This window comes from Dactylosporangium sp. NPDC048998, from assembly GCF_043197855.1.
Lineage (GTDB): Bacteria > Actinomycetota > Actinomycetes > Mycobacteriales > Micromonosporaceae > Dactylosporangium.
In genome coordinates, this window is record NZ_JBICTV010000028.1 from 1 (window position 1) to 16,882 (window position 16,882).

Consider the following 16,882-nt stretch of genomic DNA (forward strand, 5'->3'; position numbering starts at 1 on the left):
ACCGTCCTCACCGAGCGCCTGCGGCGGCATCTGCAAGAGGCCAAAGCGTGGGATGGACGGTGGGACGGACCCGAGTCATGCCGGCCGGTGCGCCGGTTCGCCCAACTGACCGCGGCAGACCTCTGCATCACGGTGACCAGCGATCCGGCCGGCACCGTCGACCACCCGGCCATCGGCGTGGAACTGTCCATGTCGAAGATCGGCCGCGCACCGTGAATGTGTGGTTAGTTAGCTCGACCTGAAGTGCGTCACGAACTGCACGTTCCGCGTCCGCAACATGACCGCAGTCCCTTGCGCGCCAACGACTTCCTGTCACCGCCATCGTGGCGCCCAGGCGTGTCCGGCCACGCCGGACACGCCGACTGCCGTCGATCTACCGTTTCAGGTCGAAGTAACCATTGCGGATGATCTTGCCGAGTCCGGACTTGCCTTGCGGCAAGTCGTGGCCGATGGCGGTTGCACACAGGCCGCCTGCGAGCGCCCGAGCACACCGACACGGTTCCGCGGAGGAAATATCGCTGCGTGGCGTGCGGCATCGATCCGCACAGCTGGCACACGGATCTGCCGACGAGCGCGTTCCTGGCCATCGCCATGGTGACGTGCCGCCCCGACAGCCACGGCCCGCAACGGCCTGGCGGGCACGACGTTCAGGGTGCGGCCACGGCGCCACATGGTTGCCGCCGGCCGCACGGAGCCGGAGCCCCGGGTCGCTGCGGCGCTATACGGACTCCCGCGCTTTGCGCCACGACCGCACGCGCCTGACGAGCGCGATGACTGCGAGCACGGCCAGAGCGGCCAGCGCGATGCGGATGGTCCAGACCAGCCACGGCGTCACCGTCGCTGCGCCCGGGATCGCCACGGCCGCCTGGTGCTTCGCGGAGTCGGCGATCGTCACCTCGTGCGAACCGTCAGGCAGCGGGTACGGCGGGATCACCTGCCAGGTCGACGGGACGTCGACGCCGTAGACCTCGCCGGTGAACCGGATGCCCAGTCGGGTCCAGTGTCCGGTGCACCGGCTGTACCGCTGCATCGTTGTGTGGTCGTCGTAGGTGTCGTAGCAGTGATCGACGGTGGCCTCCGTCGAGTCGCCCGGTGCGATACCGGTGACGGCCAGCAGCGCGAACACCGCCAGCACAGCAACGACCAGCCTCTTCAACATCGGCACAGGTTATCGAAAATGATCTGCTTGTCTAGAGCCCGCGAGCGTTTGGGTTCCACGCAGCGAATCTGCCGACATGTATCTTGCGGTGCCGACAACGCGTAGCTACTCTTCGATCACTGACACGGGGAGGGCCTTTGAGCCGCAGGACAGTGACTGCCTGCCATTCAGCATGACCACAATGGACGCTACGACTCACGGGCGCAGGCCCTGAGGCGGCGTCCGGGCCGGTGTGCTCGGCACTAAATGCTCGGTTCGGAGGAGCCTGTCGCCATCGTTGGCGCGGGCTCCTCCGGCCCATTCCTCGTTCTCGCCCGGCAGTCGGCCGAGGCGAAAGCTGTCACACGGCAAGTTTCAAGGGTAGGGCTGCGGTGCGCCAACACCGCAGCCCTTGCACCCAGTTGGCTCCAAGGGTTGGGAGGACTCGTGGGTACAGGATCGATGCTACCGCCACCAACGACGCGCGGACGCGTGAGGCAGGCAAATCAGGCGGGGCGCCTCTGGCGTAGGGCCGCGTTGGCCGTGGTGGTCGCCTTGGCGACCGGATTCGGCGTGGTGCACGCCGCCGCACCGGCTTTGGCGGTCACCACACGCATGACGATCGGGAACGGCTCCGGAAGCTGCCCGTTGGGCTACGTCTGCCTGTGGACGCTGGACAACTACACAGGGACGGGCTACGCGTTCTACAACAGCGAAACCGACTACAGCACGCTGCCCGCCCCGTTCAACAACATCCAGGACAACTCCTGGTCGTTCTACAACAACGGGCAGACGTCCGACATCACGTTCTATCGCGACTACGGATACGGCGGCGACTGGTTCGTGGTGTGCAAGCAGACCGGGATACCGAGCCTGCCGTCCAACAGTACGCTGCCGACTTGGACCAACGAGCCCGGCCGCGGCTGGCGCGACCACGTCTCGAGCCACCGATTCGGAGCGTACTGCTGATGCGAACCGGACGAATTGCCAAAACCGCCACCGTATTCACGATCGCCTCCGCCGCGGTGCTCTTCGGGACGCCAGCAATGGCCGAGCCCAGCCCGGACCCGACGAGTACTCCCACGTCGAACACGCCGTTGGTCAACGACGTCGACCGGGCGAGGGAGTCCCTCGACTACCTCATGAACAAGTACGGGGTCACGCAGGACGAGGCAATGCGGCGCCTCCGGCTGCAGGAACGATCGCCGGAGATCATCAAGAAGGTCCGTGACCAGGTCGGCGACGAACTGCTCGACTTCCACATCGACCAGGCAAACGGCGGCAAGCTGGTGTTCCTCACGAGCAAGCCGGATGCGGGCGCCAAGGCACTGGCCTCAGTGTCGACCGACGCGGCTGAGGCCAGATTCGTGCAGAGTAAGCACACCGCGAAGCAGCTGGAAGCAGCCCGGCTGGCGACGGAGAAGAAGCTGGCCGGCAAGGCCGACGTCACCGTGTTCGCCGACAAACGCACGGAGACGATCAACGTCAAGTATTCGGGGACCAACGCCCAGGTCGCGGTCGAGGTCCGCACACTCGCGGGTAACGTCGCCGGCGAAGCGGTCCAAGTCAACGTCGATACCTCCGGGCCGGCACCGGCAGGTGAACAGAAGGCGTGCTACCTGCTGTCGTGTGACCCTCCGGCGCGGGGTGGCATCCGGATGCACGTCCGGCGCGACGGCGGTGACTTCGGCAGCTGCACGGTCGGCTACAACGTGCGTGGCAGCAACGGCTGGGCCTACGTCCTGACGGCCGGGCACTGCGTGGCGGATACCACGAGGCGTCAGTACACGTACCACAACGGACTGCCGTTCACCTGGGAGAAGGCCGCAGACGGCCAGGACGAACACAACGCGAACGCCCCGGCGGACACCAGGTACTACTCCAACGCGCCGTCCGGGAACTTCTACGACTGGGCGCTGCTGCCATATCAGACCGACGGCATCAACTGGAGCGGCTACTGGCTCAGGGGTCAGCACAACCTCGTGGCCTCCAGCTGCACCACATCGCCCAGTCCCTGCTACAGCGGCAACCCGTACGCCATTCTGGCGACCCAGAGCTGGTGGGACATGTCGGCAGGAACGATCGTGTGTGCCACCGGTACAGGAACGGGCACCGTCTACTCCGAGAACGTGGGGTACCAGTACGGCACCCGCTGCGGCGAGATCGCCAGCGTGTTCATGCTGAACTACGTCGGCGACGGCGGCGGTCGTGGCATCAAGGTCAACATCTGCAGCCGCAAGGGCGATAGCGGCGGCCCGTTGTTCAGCCAGCTGCAGGGCAAGGCGTACGGCATTCTTTCCGGCGGCCCGGCCGGGAACGGCTCCTGCGTCGCCAACGAGTACAGCGTGTACGCGTCGGTTGAACAGGTGCTCAGCAACGCACAGACCAAGACCGGTCTCACGTTCAACGTCATCAACACGTCGAACGGGTGACCAGGCGCCACCTGCTGCCCGCAAAGTCGCGGGACGGCGCATCGTAAGTGCGGATACGTGGGCGGCACCGGCATTGCGGTGCCGCTCACCTCGCAGGAGCCCGGCCGTTGGACCGCAGCGGGTGCTATCGCACGACGGTCGGCGGGCCGACCAGGGCGTTCTGCGGCAACTCCTCCATCGTGTCGAAGTGCGCGGCGCCCGGGATCTGCTGGGCCAGGCAGCACGCCTCGTCTGGACCGCGGCGCTGACCGGCTTCAGTGCGAAGATGAGCGCCGGCCAGGCCGCCCGGCTCGCCGCCGACCCGGCAGTCGCCTACGTCGAGCAGGACCAGGTGGTGACCATTCAGGGCACCCAGACCGGCGCGACCTGGGGGTTGGACCGGATCGACCAGCGCAACCTACCGCTGAACGGTAGCTACACCTACCCGAACACGGCATCGACAGTGCGGGCGTACATCCACCAGCGGCGTGGTGGGCAGCCCCGGCTCCGGCTCGCCGAACCGGCTGCTCTTCGTCGTCAACTGATTCCCGCCGCTGCCCGGTGGACCCGCCATGGTCCGTCGGGCAGCGGCCGTCGTGGGGCTCAGCGGCGAGCCGGTCTCCTCGGCGCCTCGGCTCGCTCTGTGTCAGGCGGGCTTGGCGTTGGCGGTTAGGAAGGCGGCGATGGCCGCGGACGCCTCGGCGGAGCCGTCGGAGCCCTCCGTCACGAGCCCCCTGCCGTGCCCCCGCCCCGGAATTACGCTCAGCGTGCGGCGCTCACCCGGGGTGGCGTCGTACATCGCCCGTGCGTCATCGGCGGCCCTGCTGTCGTCCTTCGCCACCAGATACAGCACGGGCACCGTCAGTCGTGGCGCGGCCTGCACGGCGTTCTCGTGCATGTACTCGGCGACACCCGACACGCTGACCACACCGGCGGCGGGCGGCATGAGGCGGGCAGCTGCGACCAGCACTGCGGTGCCGCCACGCGACGCGCCGATCAGGACCACGCCGACAGCGCCCTGTTCGCGAGCGTAGGCCGCGGCCGCCTCGACATCGCCGGAGGGCGTGAAGGTGCCGGTGATGCCGCGGACCGAGCGGCCCTCGCCATTGAAGTCGAACGCGAGCACCCGGTAGCCGGCAGCCGCCTGCTGTTTCGCCCACCCGAGCCACGAGCACGCATCGGCGCCGGACTGCGGCGCGAGGACGAGGGCGACCTTGGCGCGGGCGTCGCCGAGCAGGTACCCGGCGAGGTACCCGCCCTGGCTTGCGAACGTCACCTGTTTGTCGTTGAGCTCAGGATCGGCGCACCAACCGTTCGTCGGGCTGGGCGCCGCCACGACCGGCGCGCCCTTCGATGCGTCGGCGGGGGTGGACGCGCTATCCCCGGCGCAGCCGGTGAGCAGGAGGGCGCAGGCAGCGAGCAGGACGATCCGCATACCACGCTGACCTCCGGCGGGCCGCCGCGGTTGCGTACGGTCTCCGGAGTTTCAGAGGCCGGACTCCAGGAGTTGCTGGAGTTGCTTCGCGCGCTCGTCGTAGTACTCGACGTTGGACTCGGCACGGTGGTCGACGGTCAGCACGCCGCCGGCGAACGTGAAGCCGCTGTTGCTGTAGTACTGCCCCGAGTTCTTGACGACGATCTTCTCGAGCCCGGCCTTCAGGGCATCCTTGCCGAGGTCGTCGATGGTGATCGCGCCCAGCGCCTCGGCCAGCGGCCGGAAATACACCTTGGTGAAGAACGCGGAGTAGTCGCCGGCGTAACCGTCGACCGCCAGCTCGTCCCACGCGACCTCGACCGGCACCTCGAAGCAGGCGGCCTGATCGATCTTGCGCTTCCACTCCGGGAACTCGTCGGTGCGATACGTCTGTGCCGCTCGCCGTTCCGCCAGACCCATGGTCATCCTCCTCGTGTCGAGTGTTGTCAAAGTACGGCGTTGCACAGGCGCGCGATCTCGGTGTCGAGACCACGCTGGAGGGCGGTGGTCAGGTCGGCGACGACGACCAACCCGTCCGGCGCCCGCTGCATCGACAGCGGTTCCGGCCCGGTGCTCGACCCGCACGGTAGTGACAGCGGTCCACGGCGGCACAGCCTACCGGGCCGAGCGGAGGGACTTTCAGGTGTCGATGCGGTTCGTTCACTGACCGGTCGCTGCGCGTACAGGTCGTGTGGGTTAGCTGTCGATCATGACTGCAGGGCTCGGGCGGACCACGGCCGAGCCGTCGCCGCCTGAAGCCGTTGCCCCGGGGCCGCCCGGCCCGGCTTCGCGGGCGCGCCGGCGGCGGGCGTGGCGGGAAGCCGCCGTGTTCGTGGCGCTGGCCGTGCCCAACATCGCGCTCATCGTGATGTTCACCTACCGGCCGTTGTTCCTCAACGTCTATTACTCCACATTGGACTGGACGCTGGGGGCGCCGACGGCGCGGGCGGTCGGGTTCGGCAACTACGTCCAGTTCTTCAGCTCGTCGCAGGCGGGGCAGGTCTTCCTCACCACGGCCGTGTTCACCGTTGCCACCGTCGCGCTGTCGATGGGGCTGGGGCTGCTGGTGGCGCTCGGGCTCAACCGGAAGGTGCGCGGCGCCGGGCTCGCCCAGGCGACGGTGTTCTCGCCGTTCGTGCTGTCCGGGGTGGGCGTCGGGCTGGCGTGGCAGTACATCTTCGACCCGACGGTCGGGGCGCTCGGCGCGATCCTGCGCGGCATCGGCCTGCAGAGCCCGCAGTGGTTCAACGACGACTCGCTCAGCCTGGTCATGGTGGTCCTCGTCTACGTGTGGAAGAACCTCGGCTACGCCGCGGTGATCTACCTGGCCGGGCTGCAGTCGATCTCCTCCGACATCCTCGAGGCGGCCGCGATCGACGGGGCCGGCGCCGGCCGGAAGTTCTTCTCCGTCGTGTGGCCGCTGCTGTCGCCGACCACGTTCTTCCTGATGGTGACGAGCATCCTGAACTCACTGCAGGCGTTCGACCTGATCCGGGTGATGACGCCGCTCGGCCGCGGCACCACGACGCTGATCTACGACGCCTACCTGCGCGCGTTCGGCGGGTACAACCAGGCCGGCTACTCGGCGATGCTCTCCACGGTCCTGTTCGTGCTGCTGGTCGCGCTGACCCTGGTCCAGCTGGTCGTCCTCGAGCGGCGGGTGCACTACCGATGACCGTTGCCACCCCTGCGCGGCCGCGGGCGCTCTCGCGCCGGAACCTGGTCGCCACGCTCGCCACCGGGTATCTGCCGATCCTCCTGTCGGTGCTCGTCGTGATCCTTCCGCTCGGGTACCTGCTGTTGTCCTCCCTCAAGGGCCCGGCCGACGTCATCACGCAGAAGCTTGTGGTACTGCCGAACCCGCTGCACCCGGAGAACTACAGCGACGCCGCGCGGGTCGTGCCGTTCCCGCGGCTGTTCCTCAACTCGGCGATCGTCACCGTCGTCGGGGCCGGCATCAAGGTGCTGCTGGCCATCTTCACCGCGTACGCGCTGGTGTTCGTCCGGTTCCCGGGCCGGCGCTTGGTGTTCTGGGCGGTGCTCGCGACGCTGATGGTGCCGCCGCAGGTGAGCGTGGTGCCCAACTTCACCTTCATCAGCAGCTTGGGCGGGCAGGACACGTACTGGGGCATCATCCTGCCGGGGCTCGGCAGCGGCTTCGGCACGTTCCTGCTGCGGCAGAGCTTCCTCACCCTGCCCACCGACGTCCTGGATGCGGCGGAGGTCGACGGCGCCGGGCACTGGCGGCGGCTGTGGCACATGGTGGTACCGATGGCGGCCCCCAGCATTGCCACCGTCGCGCTGGTCAACATCGTCTTCGAGTGGAACGACTATCTGTGGCCACTCGTGATCGTCTCGGACCCCCACATGATGACGCTGCCGGTCGGCCTGACGCTGCTGCAGAACAGCGAGAGCTCGGCCGCCTCCTACGGCATCGTCATGGCCGGCACCGTCATGGTCCTGCTTCCCGTGCTTGTCGTGTTCGCCGCGCTCCAGCGGCACATCGTCACCGGCTTGACACACGGCGGTGTCAAGGGGTGATCAATCGATCAACCAGGAGGTACAGCGTGTCCTTCTCCCAGCCTGCCGAGTTCAACCGGCGGCGGTTCCTCGGCCTCGCGGCCGGCGGCCTGTCCGCGGCGGCCCTGGCCGCGTGCGGCGGGGGTCCGTCGACGTCGTCGGACGCACCGTCCACCAAACCCGACCAGCTCGACTTCACCGGCGTCAAGCCGGCGAGCGACATCACCTTCTGGTCGTCGAACCCCGGGTCGTCGCAGCAGGTGACGCAGGAGATCATCGACGCGTTCCACAAGAGCCAGTCCGACATCAAGGTCCAGCTGGTGACCGCCGGCTCGACGTACGAGGAAATCGCGCAGAAGTTCCAGGCCGCGCAGGCCGGCGGCACGCTGCCCGACCTGGTCGTGCTCTCCGACGTGTGGTGGTTCCGCTACTTCCTGCAGGACTCGATCATCCCGCTCGACTCGCTGTTCAAGGCGCTGAACTGGGACACCAGCGACTACCGCGAGCAGCTGCTGACCGACTACAAGTACGACGGCTCGATCTGGGCCGTGCCGTGGGCCCGCTCCACGCCGCTGTTCTACTGGAACAAGGCGCACTGGGCGGCCGCCGGCCTGCCCGACCGGGCGCCGAAGACCTGGGACGAGTTCGCCGAGTGGGCGCCGAAGTTGCAGTCGGCCAACCCCGGCCTGCAGCACGCGTTCCAGCTGCCAGCGCTGGCCGGGTACGCCGGCTGGAGCTTCCAGAACAACCTGTGGGGCGCCGGCGGCGGGTGGTCGGCCAAGGAGAGCTTCGACGTCACCTGCGACAAGCCCGCGGCGGTCGCGGGTCTGCAGTTCCTCGCCGACGCGGTGTACAAGGACAAGTGGTCGGGCGTGGCCGGCAAGGACTCCACCCAGGACCTCTCCGCCGGCGCGGTCAGCGCGACCGTCGGCTCGACGGGCAGCCTGGTCGGCATCCTCAAGGTCGCCAAGTTCGACGTCGGGGCGGGCTTCCTGCCCGGCGGCCCGAAGGAGACCTCGCCGGTGTGCCCCACGGGCGGTGCGGGCGTCGGCATCCCGAAGAAGATCAAGCCCGAGAACCAGGTCGCGGCGGCCACCTTCATCAAGTTCCTGACCTCGCCCGAGAACACGCTGAAGTTCTCGCAGGCGACCGGGTACATGCCGGTTCGCAAGTCGGCCGACGCGTCCTCGATCATCGCGAAGACGCCGCAGGCCAAGGTCGCGATCGACCAGCTCGCCGTGACCCGCAACCAGGACTGGGCCCGCGTGTTCCTGCCGGGCGCCGACCAGGAGATGGCGAACGCCTGCGCCAACATCCTCACCAAGAACGGTGACGTCCAGGCCGAGATGACCAAGCTCAAGTCGACCCTCGAGGGCATCTACACCTCGCAGGTCAAGCCGCACCTCAAGTAACTCGTCCGAAGCTGGCGGCCGGCACGTGGTGCCGGCCGCTCGCTGTACCGGCCGGGGAACGGCTCAGTAGCCGGACGGAAGGCGCGGCGTGTAGTGCTCCTCCAGGGCGGCGACCTCCTCGCCGGTGAGCTCCAGCTCGAGGGCAGCCGCCGCGTCGTTCAGGTGGTGCGGCTTGGTCGGGCCGATGATCGGGGCGTCCACCTCGGGGTTGCGCAGCACCCAGGCGAGTGCGACCTGGGCCATCGGCACGCCGCGGGCCTCGGCGACGCGCCCGACGGCGTCGACGATCGGGCGGTTCTCGTCGCCCTCGTAGCGGGCATGGAGCGGATCGATCTCGGCCCGGCGGGTGGTCTGCTCCTGCCACGGCCGGGCCAGACGGCCCTTGGCCAGCGGACTCCACGGCAGCGACCCGACGCCCTGGTCGGCGAGCAGGCCGAACATCTCCCGCTCCTCCTCCCGCTGCAGCAGGCTGTACTGGTTCTGCATCGACACGAACCGGGTCCAGCCGCCGAGATCGGCCGCGTGCTGCAGCTTCGCGAACTGCCACGCCCACATCGAGGACGCCCCGATGTAGCGGACCTTGCCGGCCCGGATCACGTCGTGCAACGCCTCCATCGTCTCCTCGACCGGCGTGTGCGGGTCGAAGCGGTGGATCTGGTACAGATCCACGTAGTCGGTGCCGAGCCGGGTCAGCGACGCGTCGAGCTGCTCGAGGATGGCCTTGCGCGACAGCCCCGATCCGCCCGGCCCGTCGTGCATCGGGAAGAACACCTTCGTCGCCAGCACGATGGACTCGCGGCCGGCGTACTCGCGGATCGCCCGGCCGACGATCTCCTCCGAGCTGCCGTCGCTGTACGCGTTGGCCGTGTCCCAGAACGTGACGCCGAGCTCAACGGCCTGCCGGAAGACCGGCCCGGCGGCGTCGCCGTCGAGCGTCCACTGGTTGGTGCCGCGGTCCGGCTCACCGAAGCTCATGCAACCGAGCGCGATCCGGCTGACCTTCAGGCCGGAGCTGCCCAATCGGGTGTAGTCCATGATCTAACCCTAGGTGAGTGGTGGATCAGAGCTTGGCCCCCGAGCCTTCAGAGGAAGCCAAACAGCGTCCGAACCTTTGTCCGGACGCTGTTTCCGCCTACCCCGTATTACACGTCGGCTCTACACATCCGAGCGCACGACCTGGTAACCGGTGAGTGGGTTGGCGCAGACGGCGTACAGGCTGATGGTGCGGTAGACGCTGTCGCTGTTGCGCAGGGCGGTCATCCACAGGGACTGGCTGTCGGCGACGCCGGGCGCAGACTCCTGGATGCGGGTCTTGAAGTCGGCACTGCCCGAGCCGACGACTGCCGCACCTCCACTGAGCACCACCGAGCCCACCGGACACCGCGCGGTGTCGCGGACGAACCCGCCGGGGGCCAGGGTGACATCCTTGTGCATGACCTGATAGCCGGCCGGGGCGTTGGCGCAGACGGCGAACAGCCTGATCACATGGGAGACGGTGTCGTTGTTGCGCAGTGCGGTCAGCCACAGGGACTGGCTGCCGCTTGTGCCCGGTGAGGACTCCTGGACGATGCGATCGACGGAGGCCGGTTGGTTGGAGCTGTAGGGAGTGTCGGCGGCACCACCGCCGAGCGCCACCGTTCCCGCCGGGCAGGTTGCGGTGTCACGCAGAAACCCGCCCGCGGCCACGGTGACGTCCTTGGAGGCGACCTGGTAGCCGGCGACGCTATTGACACAGACGCTGAACAGGCCGATCTGGTGGGAGACACCGTCGGCGTTGCGGATAGTGGTCGCCCACAAGCCAGCCGCCGAGTTCGTGGTGTAGTCGAAGTGCGCCCTTACCTCGGACCCCTCAATGCGCGTGTTGAAGTCGCCGGTGCCCTCACCGACCACCGAGGCACCACCGCCAGTCACCTGCTGGCCCGCCGCGCACCAGCGCCCGCCGTTGATGATCCCGCCCGAGGTCATGGCCTGGGCCGGGGCTGCGGGTAGGAGCGCGACGAGGGCGGTCCCACTCGCGAGCGCGAGCGCGACCTGGCCGGCCCTGCGCAGGAGTGACGTCCTGGGCGAAGAGGACATCGTGCGGTCGTGAAGCGCGTAGCTCTTTCCCTCTGACACTGGCTCTCTTCTCTGTTGGTGGCCGTCACGGCCAGTCGGTGTCGCTGACCGTTGGGCGACCGACGCATCAGCCGACCGCTGTGCCGCAGCGCAAAACCTAGCCACTGCGGTCGCCCGGCTCACGGGAAAGTCAACCTTCGGTCACCCACTCCGCGCCGCGCGCCACGCGGCTCCGGATCCTGCCGCGACGCATCCGGATAAAAGGAAAGACTCTTTACAGTGGGCTGAATTTGCGATATGAAAAAAGCCCCCAAGAGATCAGGGTCGATGTCCCGCCCACTCCCTCACCCTGGAGCATCACCATGGACAGATCACGATCGGCGCGCCTGCGCCGAGTGCTCGTCGCGGCAGCCGCTGCCGTCCTCGGCACCTTCATCCTCATCCCGGGGACCGCGGTCGCCGCGGGCACCGGCGCGATCACCGGCTACGGCGGCAAGTGTGTCGATGTCGCCGGCGCCAACACCGCGAACGGCACCAAGGTCCAGCTGTGGACGTGCAACGGCACCAACGCGCAGAGCTGGACCGTGGGCACCGACGGCACGATCCGGGCCCTCGGCAAGTGCCTTGACGTCTCCGGCGGATCGACGGCCGACGGGGCCAAGGTCCAGCTGTGGGACTGCAACGGCACCGGCGCCCAGCAGTGGGTCGCCAACGCTGCCCGCGACATCGTCAACCCCCAGGCCAACAAGTGCCTCGACGCCACCGGCCCCAGCTCGGCCGACGGAACGCCGCTACAGATCTGGTCCTGCGGCGGTGGCGCCAACCAGAAGTGGACGGTCCCGAGCGGCGGCAGTGGTGGCGGCGGGTCGAGCTTCGTGGTCAGCGAGGCCCAGTTCAACCAGATGTTCCCGAGCCGGAACTCGTTCTACACCTACGCCGGGCTGACCGACGCGATGAAGAAGTACCCCGCGTTCGCCACGACCGGCAGCGACACGGTCAAGCGGCAGGAGGCCGCGGCGTTCCTGGCCAACGTCAGCCACGAAACCGGCGGTCTGGTGTACATCAACGAAATCAACACCGCGAACTACCCGCACTACTGCGACTGGAGCCAGCCCTACGGGTGCCCCGCCGGCCAGGCCGCGTACTACGGCCGCGGCCCGATCCAGCTGAGCTGGAACTTCAACTACAAGGCGGCGGGCGACGCGCTCGGCGTCGACCTGTTGAACAACCCGAACCTCGTCGCGACGAACGCGTCGATCTCGTGGCAGACCGGGCTGTGGTACTGGATGACCGGCACCGGCGGCGCGGGCACGACGTCGCACAACGCGATGGTGAACGGGCAGGGCTTCGGCACCACGATCCGGGCGATCAACAGCATCGAGTGCAACGGCGGGAACACCGCACAGATGCAGAGCCGGGTGAATCTCTACAACCAGTTCGTCGGCATTCTGGGTGTGCCCGCGGGCGGCAATCTGACCTGCTGACGCGGACGAGCACGGTCATCGACGGACCGGTCACGCCCATAGCGCGACCGGTCCGTTGGCCGGCGCCGGCTATGCCGTGGATGGCACTGTGGGAGAGTCCGGCGCCTTCTCCCGGGCGGCAAGCGGTCCCTGCAGGCTGAACATGGTCACGGTGGCGCCGGTCGCCAGCGCGGCGAGGACCAGCCAAGGTATGGCCGGGCCGCGGGCGTAGAGCGCGGTGAAAAACGTCGGCGCCAGGATGTTGGCGAAGGCGAAGCAGTATTGGTACACGGCGAGATAGCGACCCCGCTGTGCGGGCGGGGCGGCCGCGGCCGACAGCGCGTTGGACAGCGGCGCGTGAATCAGGTCAGCCGCCGCGAAGAACACCATCCCAAGCAGCAGGTAGGGCACCAGGGCCACCCCGGGCACGCGAATCGCCGCCGCGTAGGCCAGTGCCCACAACACCCAGAACGCTCCGGCAAGGGCCAGACCCTGCGGACGGGACAGGGGCCGGACCAGCCGCACCGCTAGGCGCTGCCCGGACGCGAGCAGGACCGTGTTGGCGGTCAGGAGCGGCCCGACCAGCCAATGCGGCGCGGGCAGCGCGTCGACCAGGTAGACCGGCACGGCCACGCCGACGAAGATGCTGCACAGGGCGAACACCGTGTTGACACCGATGAGCAGCAGATAGGGCCGGTCGCGCAGCAGCGCGCGGTAGCCGCCCGAAACCGGCTCTGCGGCCGGCGTCGGCGCGTCGCGCGGCACGAGCAGCAGCAACAGCGCCGAGACCAGGAACGTCGCCGCGTTGAGGTAGACGATTGGCCGGTACCAGCCGTACGTCACCGCGAGACCGCCGAGGAGCGCGCCGCCGCCGATCGCCGCCATCTGGATCATGCCCGCGGCCGCGTATCGCCGGTCGGCGTGCCGGCTGTCCTCGCCGGGCGAAGCGAGGCCGGCCACCACGGAGAAGAACGAGGACCAGAACAGCCGCTGACCGACCGCCGCGACCATGGCCACGACCAGGACCGAGACGGGATCGTGCACCCACCCGAACGCCGCGAACGCCGCACCCTGCATCAGCTGGGCGATTATGACGCGGTCGAGCGGCCGGTAGCGCTCTGCGAAGTGCCCGACGATCAGCGGCACCGGCAGGGAGGCAATCGCGGCGGCGCTCAGCAGCGGGCCGACCATGCTCAGCCGCAGCCCGGTGACGTTGGTGAAGTAGAGGATGGAGACGGGCAGAAAGACGCCGCTGCCGAGCATGTCGACGGCGAGGGCACAGCCGAGCGGGAACAGTCGTCGGCGGTCAGACACCGAACGTGTCTAGCAGACCCGTCACGATGATTCGATCCAATTCACCGACATCACCTCCAGGACACGGATTGGCTGGTCGCCGTCGCGCAGCCGGGTGCCGCCGCGGCCGTTCGCCGCCGCGACGACCTCCGCCATGATCGACAGGGCGGTCTCGGCGAGCGAGGCGCCGCCGAGGTCCAGCCCGGCCGGGCCGACGAGCCGGTCCAGCCGAGGCGTGCCCTCCAGCCGCCGCAGTCGCTGGGCGTGGGTGGCCCGGCTGCCCAGCGCCGCCACGTAGCCCGCGCCGCCGGCCAGCGCCGCCCGGATGGCGGCGTCGTCGATGCGCGGATCGTGGGTGAGCGCCACCACCGCGTCCTCGGGCCGCGGCCGGTGGACCGCGAGCCAGGCGTCCGGCCACGCCTGCTCCACGACGGCCGTGGGAGGCACGGCGCCCGATCGCACGTGGTCGGGGCGCGGGTCCAGCACCACCACCGCCCAGTCCAGCAGGTGCGCCAGCCGGGCCACGGTGGCGGCGAGGTCCGTGGCCCCCGCGAGGATCAGGCGGCGCCGGGGCGGCAACCACTCCACGAACGCTCCGTCCTCCCCGCCGAGCCGGTCGGTGGTGGCGGCCACCGACCAGCGGTACGGCGGGTGCGACTCGACCCGGACGGCGAGCGGCCGGTCCTCCCGCAGCGCCGCCAGGATGGCGCCGTGCACCGGCTCGGGCGGCGCGCCGGCGATGAGGACCTCGAGCGTGGCTGCGCAGGCCGGCGCGTCCTCCCACGGCAGCAGCTGCTCGCCCGGCGACACGCAGAGCACGTGCGCCGCCGCCCCGCCGAGCACTTCCCGGGCGGCCTCGACCACGATGGCCTCCACGCACCCTCCGGACACCGAGCCGCGCCAGGTGCCGTCGGCGCAAACCGCCATGGTGGCGCCCAGCGGCCGGGACCCTGGGCCGTCCCGCCCGATCAGGCGGGCGAGCACGACCCGGTGACCGGCCCGGCGCTGGGCGTCGACGTACGGCCACACCTCACGCAACACGAGACGGAGGCTCCAGCACCCGGTCGAGGCGGATCGGCAGGGTCCGGTGGCGTTTGCCGGTGGCGTGCCAGACGGCGTTGGCGATCGCGGCCGCCGTGGCGGCCGTGCCGATCTCGCCGAGGCCGTTGATGCCGACCGGGTCCTCGGGGTCGTAGTCGGGCACGAAGTCGGCCTCGACGTCGGGCACGTCCGCGTGCGCGGCGATGTGGTACCCCGCGAAGTCGCTGTTGACGTCCCGGGCGCTGCGCGGATCCCGGACGTTCTCCTCGTGCAGGGCCATGGACAGGCCCATGATCATGGCACCGCTCAGCTGGCTGCGGGCCAGCAGCGGGTTGACCACCCGCCCCACGGCGAACATGCCGAGCAGGCGGCGCACCCGCACCTCGCCCGTGGCCGGGTCGACGGTGACCTCCGCGAACACGGCGCTGAAGGTCTGCCGCTCCCGGAGCGGCTGGTAGTTGATGAGCGTGGTGGTGTCGACGGTCGCGCTCACCGGCCGGGCCGGGTCGGCCAGCTTCTCGCGCAGCCGGCGCGCGGCCTCCAGGATGGCGAACGACCAGGACGTCGTGCCCCGGGATCCGCCGGCACCCCAGGCCATGCCCAGATCGCTGTCCGCCATCTTGATCCGGATCAGGTCCACGCCGACGCCGAGCGCGTCGGCGGCGAGCGCGATCAGCGCGGTCCGCGCCCCCGTGCCGATGTCGGTGGCGCCGATGCCGACCGTGAACGTCCCGTCCGCCTCCGCGGTGATCGTCGCGCTGGACGGGAACGTCCCGGCGCTGAACGAGGCGGTGGCCACGCCGGAGCCGACGAGCAGGCTTTCCTCGCGCCGCATTCGGGGCCGGTGGTCGCGGCCTCCCCAGCCGAACCGCCGGGCCCCCTCGCGCAGGCACTCGACCGACCGGCGGCTGCTGAACGGGTGCCCGGTCACGGGATTGGCGTCGGGCTGGTTGCGCAGCCGGAACTCGACGGGGTCCATGCCGAGCCGCTCCGCCACCTCGTCCATCGCCGACTCGAGGGCGAACGACCCGGGCGTCGCGCCGGGGCCGCGCATCGTCTCCGGCGGCAGCAGGTCGAGCGGCACCACGCTCAGGTGTGTACGGATCGCCGACGACGCGTACTGGACGTGGGACTGATCGATGCACCACTCGATGTACTCGGCCAGCGGCGACACCGAGTAGACCGCATCGTGGTACAGCGCCCGCAGGTGCCCGTCGGCGTCCGCGCCGATACGCATCCGCTGCTGCGTGCTCGGCCGCGCCGATGTCGACAGGAACACCTGCTCGCGGGTGAGCACGACGCGCACCGGACGGTCGAAGGTGAGGCTCGCCATGATCGCGAAGACGAGCTGCGGACCGCACCCGGTCTTGGCGCCGAAGCCGCCGCCCACATGCTCGGCCCGGATGTGGACCCGTTCGCGGTCGATCTGGAACAGCGAGGACACCACCTGCGACACGCTGAACGGCCCCTGGTTGGAGTCGATGGCGTAGATGTCGCCGTCCTCCCACCAGGCGGTCGCCGCGTGCGGCTCCATGGCGCTGTGGCTCTCCTCCGGCGTGCGGTACACCTCGTCGACCACCACCGCGGACGCCGCCAGCTCGGCCTCCAGGTCACCGGTGTCCGCCTCGGGGCCGAACGCCTGGGACGCCGGCCGTTTGGCCGGGTGGTCCACGGAGAACGTGGTGTCGTGGGGCTGCTCGTGGTAGGTCACCTTCAGCGCCGCGGCGGCGGCGCGCGCCTGCTCCATGGTTTCGGCCACCACGAGCGCGATCGGCCGGCCCGCGTACGGGATCGCGTCGCTCTGCAGGTACTGCAGGCTGCCGTCCGGCCCGAAGTAGTTGCCGGCGTCCGGGTTGAGCCGCGGGGCGTTGTTGTGGTCGAGCACGCCCAGGACGCCGGGCATGCCCAGCGTCTCCTTGGCGTCGATCTCGGCGATGTGGCCCTTGGAGATGGCCGCGGCCACGATCCAGCCCCAGACCATGCCGGGCCGCCGCTCGTCCGCCGCATAGCGGGCGGCGCCGGTCACCTTCAGCGGGCCCTCGACACGGGGCCGCGCAGTCCCCACCGCTCGCATC

At 69.4% G+C, this 16,882-nt stretch carries 15 protein-coding genes and 1 pseudogene; 8 read left to right on the top strand and 8 right to left on the bottom strand.

Annotated features, from left to right (window positions below; genetic code table 11):
• Window positions 1–216 (top strand): hypothetical protein (locus ACGFI8_RS37620; RefSeq protein WP_392811993.1); only part of this gene is annotated, 216 nt, incomplete at its 5' end.
• Window positions 217–718: 502 nt separating this feature from the next.
• On the opposite strand, the gene ACGFI8_RS37625 is transcribed toward ACGFI8_RS37620, so the two are convergent.
• Window positions 719–1,159 carry a hypothetical protein gene (locus ACGFI8_RS37625; protein WP_392811995.1) on the bottom strand — a complete coding sequence of 147 codons (441 nt, stop codon included), beginning with the start codon at window positions 1,157–1,159 and terminating at the stop codon, window positions 719–721.
• 534 nt (window positions 1,160–1,693) lie between these two features.
• Between ACGFI8_RS37625 and ACGFI8_RS37630 the strand changes: the two genes are divergently transcribed.
• From ACGFI8_RS37630 to ACGFI8_RS37640, 3 genes and pseudogenes are all read left to right on the top strand, one after another.
• A complete protein-coding gene (locus ACGFI8_RS37630) occupies window positions 1,694–2,107 on the top strand; it encodes a peptidase inhibitor family I36 protein (RefSeq protein WP_392811996.1) in 414 nt (137 codons plus the stop codon).
• Window positions 2,107–3,570, top strand: coding sequence for a trypsin-like serine protease (locus ACGFI8_RS37635; RefSeq protein WP_392811998.1), 1,464 nt, complete (start codon window positions 2,107–2,109; stop codon window positions 3,568–3,570). The genes ACGFI8_RS37630 and ACGFI8_RS37635 overlap by 1 nt, the downstream gene beginning before the upstream one ends.
• A 229-nt stretch (window positions 3,571–3,799) precedes the next feature.
• Window positions 3,800–4,027: pseudogene (locus tag ACGFI8_RS37640) on the top strand (protease inhibitor I9 family protein); the annotation flags it as partial.
• A gap of 168 nt (window positions 4,028–4,195) precedes the next feature.
• Here ACGFI8_RS37640 and ACGFI8_RS37645 read toward each other — a convergent pair.
• Window positions 4,196–4,984 (bottom strand): alpha/beta hydrolase family protein, encoded by a 789-nt coding sequence (locus ACGFI8_RS37645; RefSeq protein ID WP_392812000.1) that lies wholly within the window; start codon window positions 4,982–4,984, stop codon window positions 4,196–4,198.
• Window positions 4,985–5,035: 51 nt separating this feature from the next.
• Window positions 5,036–5,443 (bottom strand): hypothetical protein, encoded by a 408-nt coding sequence (locus ACGFI8_RS37650; RefSeq protein WP_392812001.1) that lies wholly within the window; start codon window positions 5,441–5,443, stop codon window positions 5,036–5,038.
• 289 nt (window positions 5,444–5,732) lie between these two features.
• Here ACGFI8_RS37650 and ACGFI8_RS37655 point away from each other — a divergent pair, with 289 nt between their 5' ends.
• From ACGFI8_RS37655 to ACGFI8_RS37665, 3 genes are read left to right on the top strand one after another with little or no spacing between them, the layout of a single operon-like run.
• Window positions 5,733–6,698: a carbohydrate ABC transporter permease gene (locus tag ACGFI8_RS37655; RefSeq protein WP_392812003.1), complete on the top strand. Its 966-nt coding sequence runs from the start codon at window positions 5,733–5,735 to the stop codon at window positions 6,696–6,698.
• The gene (locus ACGFI8_RS37660) at window positions 6,695–7,564 is read left to right on the top strand and encodes a carbohydrate ABC transporter permease (protein ID WP_392812005.1); all 870 of its coding nucleotides are present in this window, start codon (window positions 6,695–6,697) and stop codon (window positions 7,562–7,564) included. Before ACGFI8_RS37655 ends, ACGFI8_RS37660 begins: the two co-directional genes overlap by 4 nt.
• A gap of 26 nt (window positions 7,565–7,590) precedes the next feature.
• Window positions 7,591–8,955 (top strand): ABC transporter substrate-binding protein, encoded by a 1,365-nt coding sequence (locus tag ACGFI8_RS37665; protein WP_392812006.1) that lies wholly within the window; start codon window positions 7,591–7,593, stop codon window positions 8,953–8,955.
• A 63-nt stretch (window positions 8,956–9,018) separates the two neighbouring features.
• Here ACGFI8_RS37665 and ACGFI8_RS37670 read toward each other — a convergent pair whose 3' ends face one another.
• The gene (locus ACGFI8_RS37670) at window positions 9,019–9,990 is read right to left on the bottom strand and encodes an aldo/keto reductase (protein WP_392812007.1); all 972 of its coding nucleotides are present in this window, start codon (window positions 9,988–9,990) and stop codon (window positions 9,019–9,021) included.
• 120 nt (window positions 9,991–10,110) lie between these two features.
• On the bottom strand, window positions 10,111–11,031 hold the full coding sequence (locus ACGFI8_RS37675) for a hypothetical protein (RefSeq protein WP_392812009.1): 921 nt from the start codon (window positions 11,029–11,031) through the stop codon (window positions 10,111–10,113).
• A gap of 341 nt (window positions 11,032–11,372) precedes the next feature.
• Here ACGFI8_RS37675 and ACGFI8_RS37680 point away from each other — a divergent pair, with 341 nt between their 5' ends.
• Window positions 11,373–12,494, top strand: a complete 1,122-nt coding sequence (locus tag ACGFI8_RS37680; protein WP_392812010.1) for a glycoside hydrolase family 19 protein — start codon at window positions 11,373–11,375, stop codon at window positions 12,492–12,494.
• Between the two features lie 69 nt (window positions 12,495–12,563).
• On the opposite strand, the gene ACGFI8_RS37685 is transcribed toward ACGFI8_RS37680, so the two are convergent.
• From ACGFI8_RS37685 to ACGFI8_RS37695, 3 genes are read right to left on the bottom strand one after another with little or no spacing between them, the layout of a single operon-like run.
• The gene (locus ACGFI8_RS37685) at window positions 12,564–13,787 is read right to left on the bottom strand and encodes an MFS transporter (RefSeq protein WP_392812012.1); all 1,224 of its coding nucleotides are present in this window, start codon (window positions 13,785–13,787) and stop codon (window positions 12,564–12,566) included.
• Between the two features lie 21 nt (window positions 13,788–13,808).
• Complete coding sequence (locus ACGFI8_RS37690; protein WP_392812014.1) at window positions 13,809–14,807, bottom strand: XdhC family protein; 999 nt, start codon at window positions 14,805–14,807, stop codon at window positions 13,809–13,811.
• Window positions 14,797–16,881, bottom strand: coding sequence for a xanthine dehydrogenase family protein molybdopterin-binding subunit (locus ACGFI8_RS37695; protein ID WP_392812139.1), 2,085 nt, complete (start codon window positions 16,879–16,881; stop codon window positions 14,797–14,799). Before ACGFI8_RS37695 ends, ACGFI8_RS37690 begins: the two co-directional genes overlap by 11 nt.
• Window position 16,882: the final 1 nt, after the last annotated feature.

What these genes read in the sequence shown, in the direction of transcription:
- ACGFI8_RS37625 (WP_392811995.1), bottom strand. Translation starts at nt 1,159, where the DNA reads ATGTTGAAGAGGCTGGTCGTTGCTGTGCTGGCGGTGTTCGCGCTGCTG.
- ACGFI8_RS37635 (WP_392811998.1), top strand. Translation starts at nt 2,107, where the DNA reads ATGCGAACCGGACGAATTGCCAAAACCGCCACCGTATTCACGATCGCC.
- ACGFI8_RS37645 (WP_392812000.1), bottom strand. Translation starts at nt 4,984, where the DNA reads ATGCGGATCGTCCTGCTCGCTGCCTGCGCCCTCCTGCTCACCGGCTGC.
- ACGFI8_RS37650 (WP_392812001.1), bottom strand. Translation starts at nt 5,443, where the DNA reads ATGGGTCTGGCGGAACGGCGAGCGGCACAGACGTATCGCACCGACGAG.
- ACGFI8_RS37655 (WP_392812003.1), top strand. Translation starts at nt 5,733, where the DNA reads ATGACTGCAGGGCTCGGGCGGACCACGGCCGAGCCGTCGCCGCCTGAA.
- ACGFI8_RS37660 (WP_392812005.1), top strand. Translation starts at nt 6,695, where the DNA reads ATGACCGTTGCCACCCCTGCGCGGCCGCGGGCGCTCTCGCGCCGGAAC.
- ACGFI8_RS37670 (WP_392812007.1), bottom strand. Translation starts at nt 9,990, where the DNA reads ATGGACTACACCCGATTGGGCAGCTCCGGCCTGAAGGTCAGCCGGATC.
- ACGFI8_RS37675 (WP_392812009.1), bottom strand. Translation starts at nt 11,031, where the DNA reads ATGTCCTCTTCGCCCAGGACGTCACTCCTGCGCAGGGCCGGCCAGGTC.
- ACGFI8_RS37680 (WP_392812010.1), top strand. Translation starts at nt 11,373, where the DNA reads ATGGACAGATCACGATCGGCGCGCCTGCGCCGAGTGCTCGTCGCGGCA.
- ACGFI8_RS37695 (WP_392812139.1), bottom strand. Translation starts at nt 16,881, where the DNA reads ATGCGAGCGGTGGGGACTGCGCGGCCCCGTGTCGAGGGCCCGCTGAAG.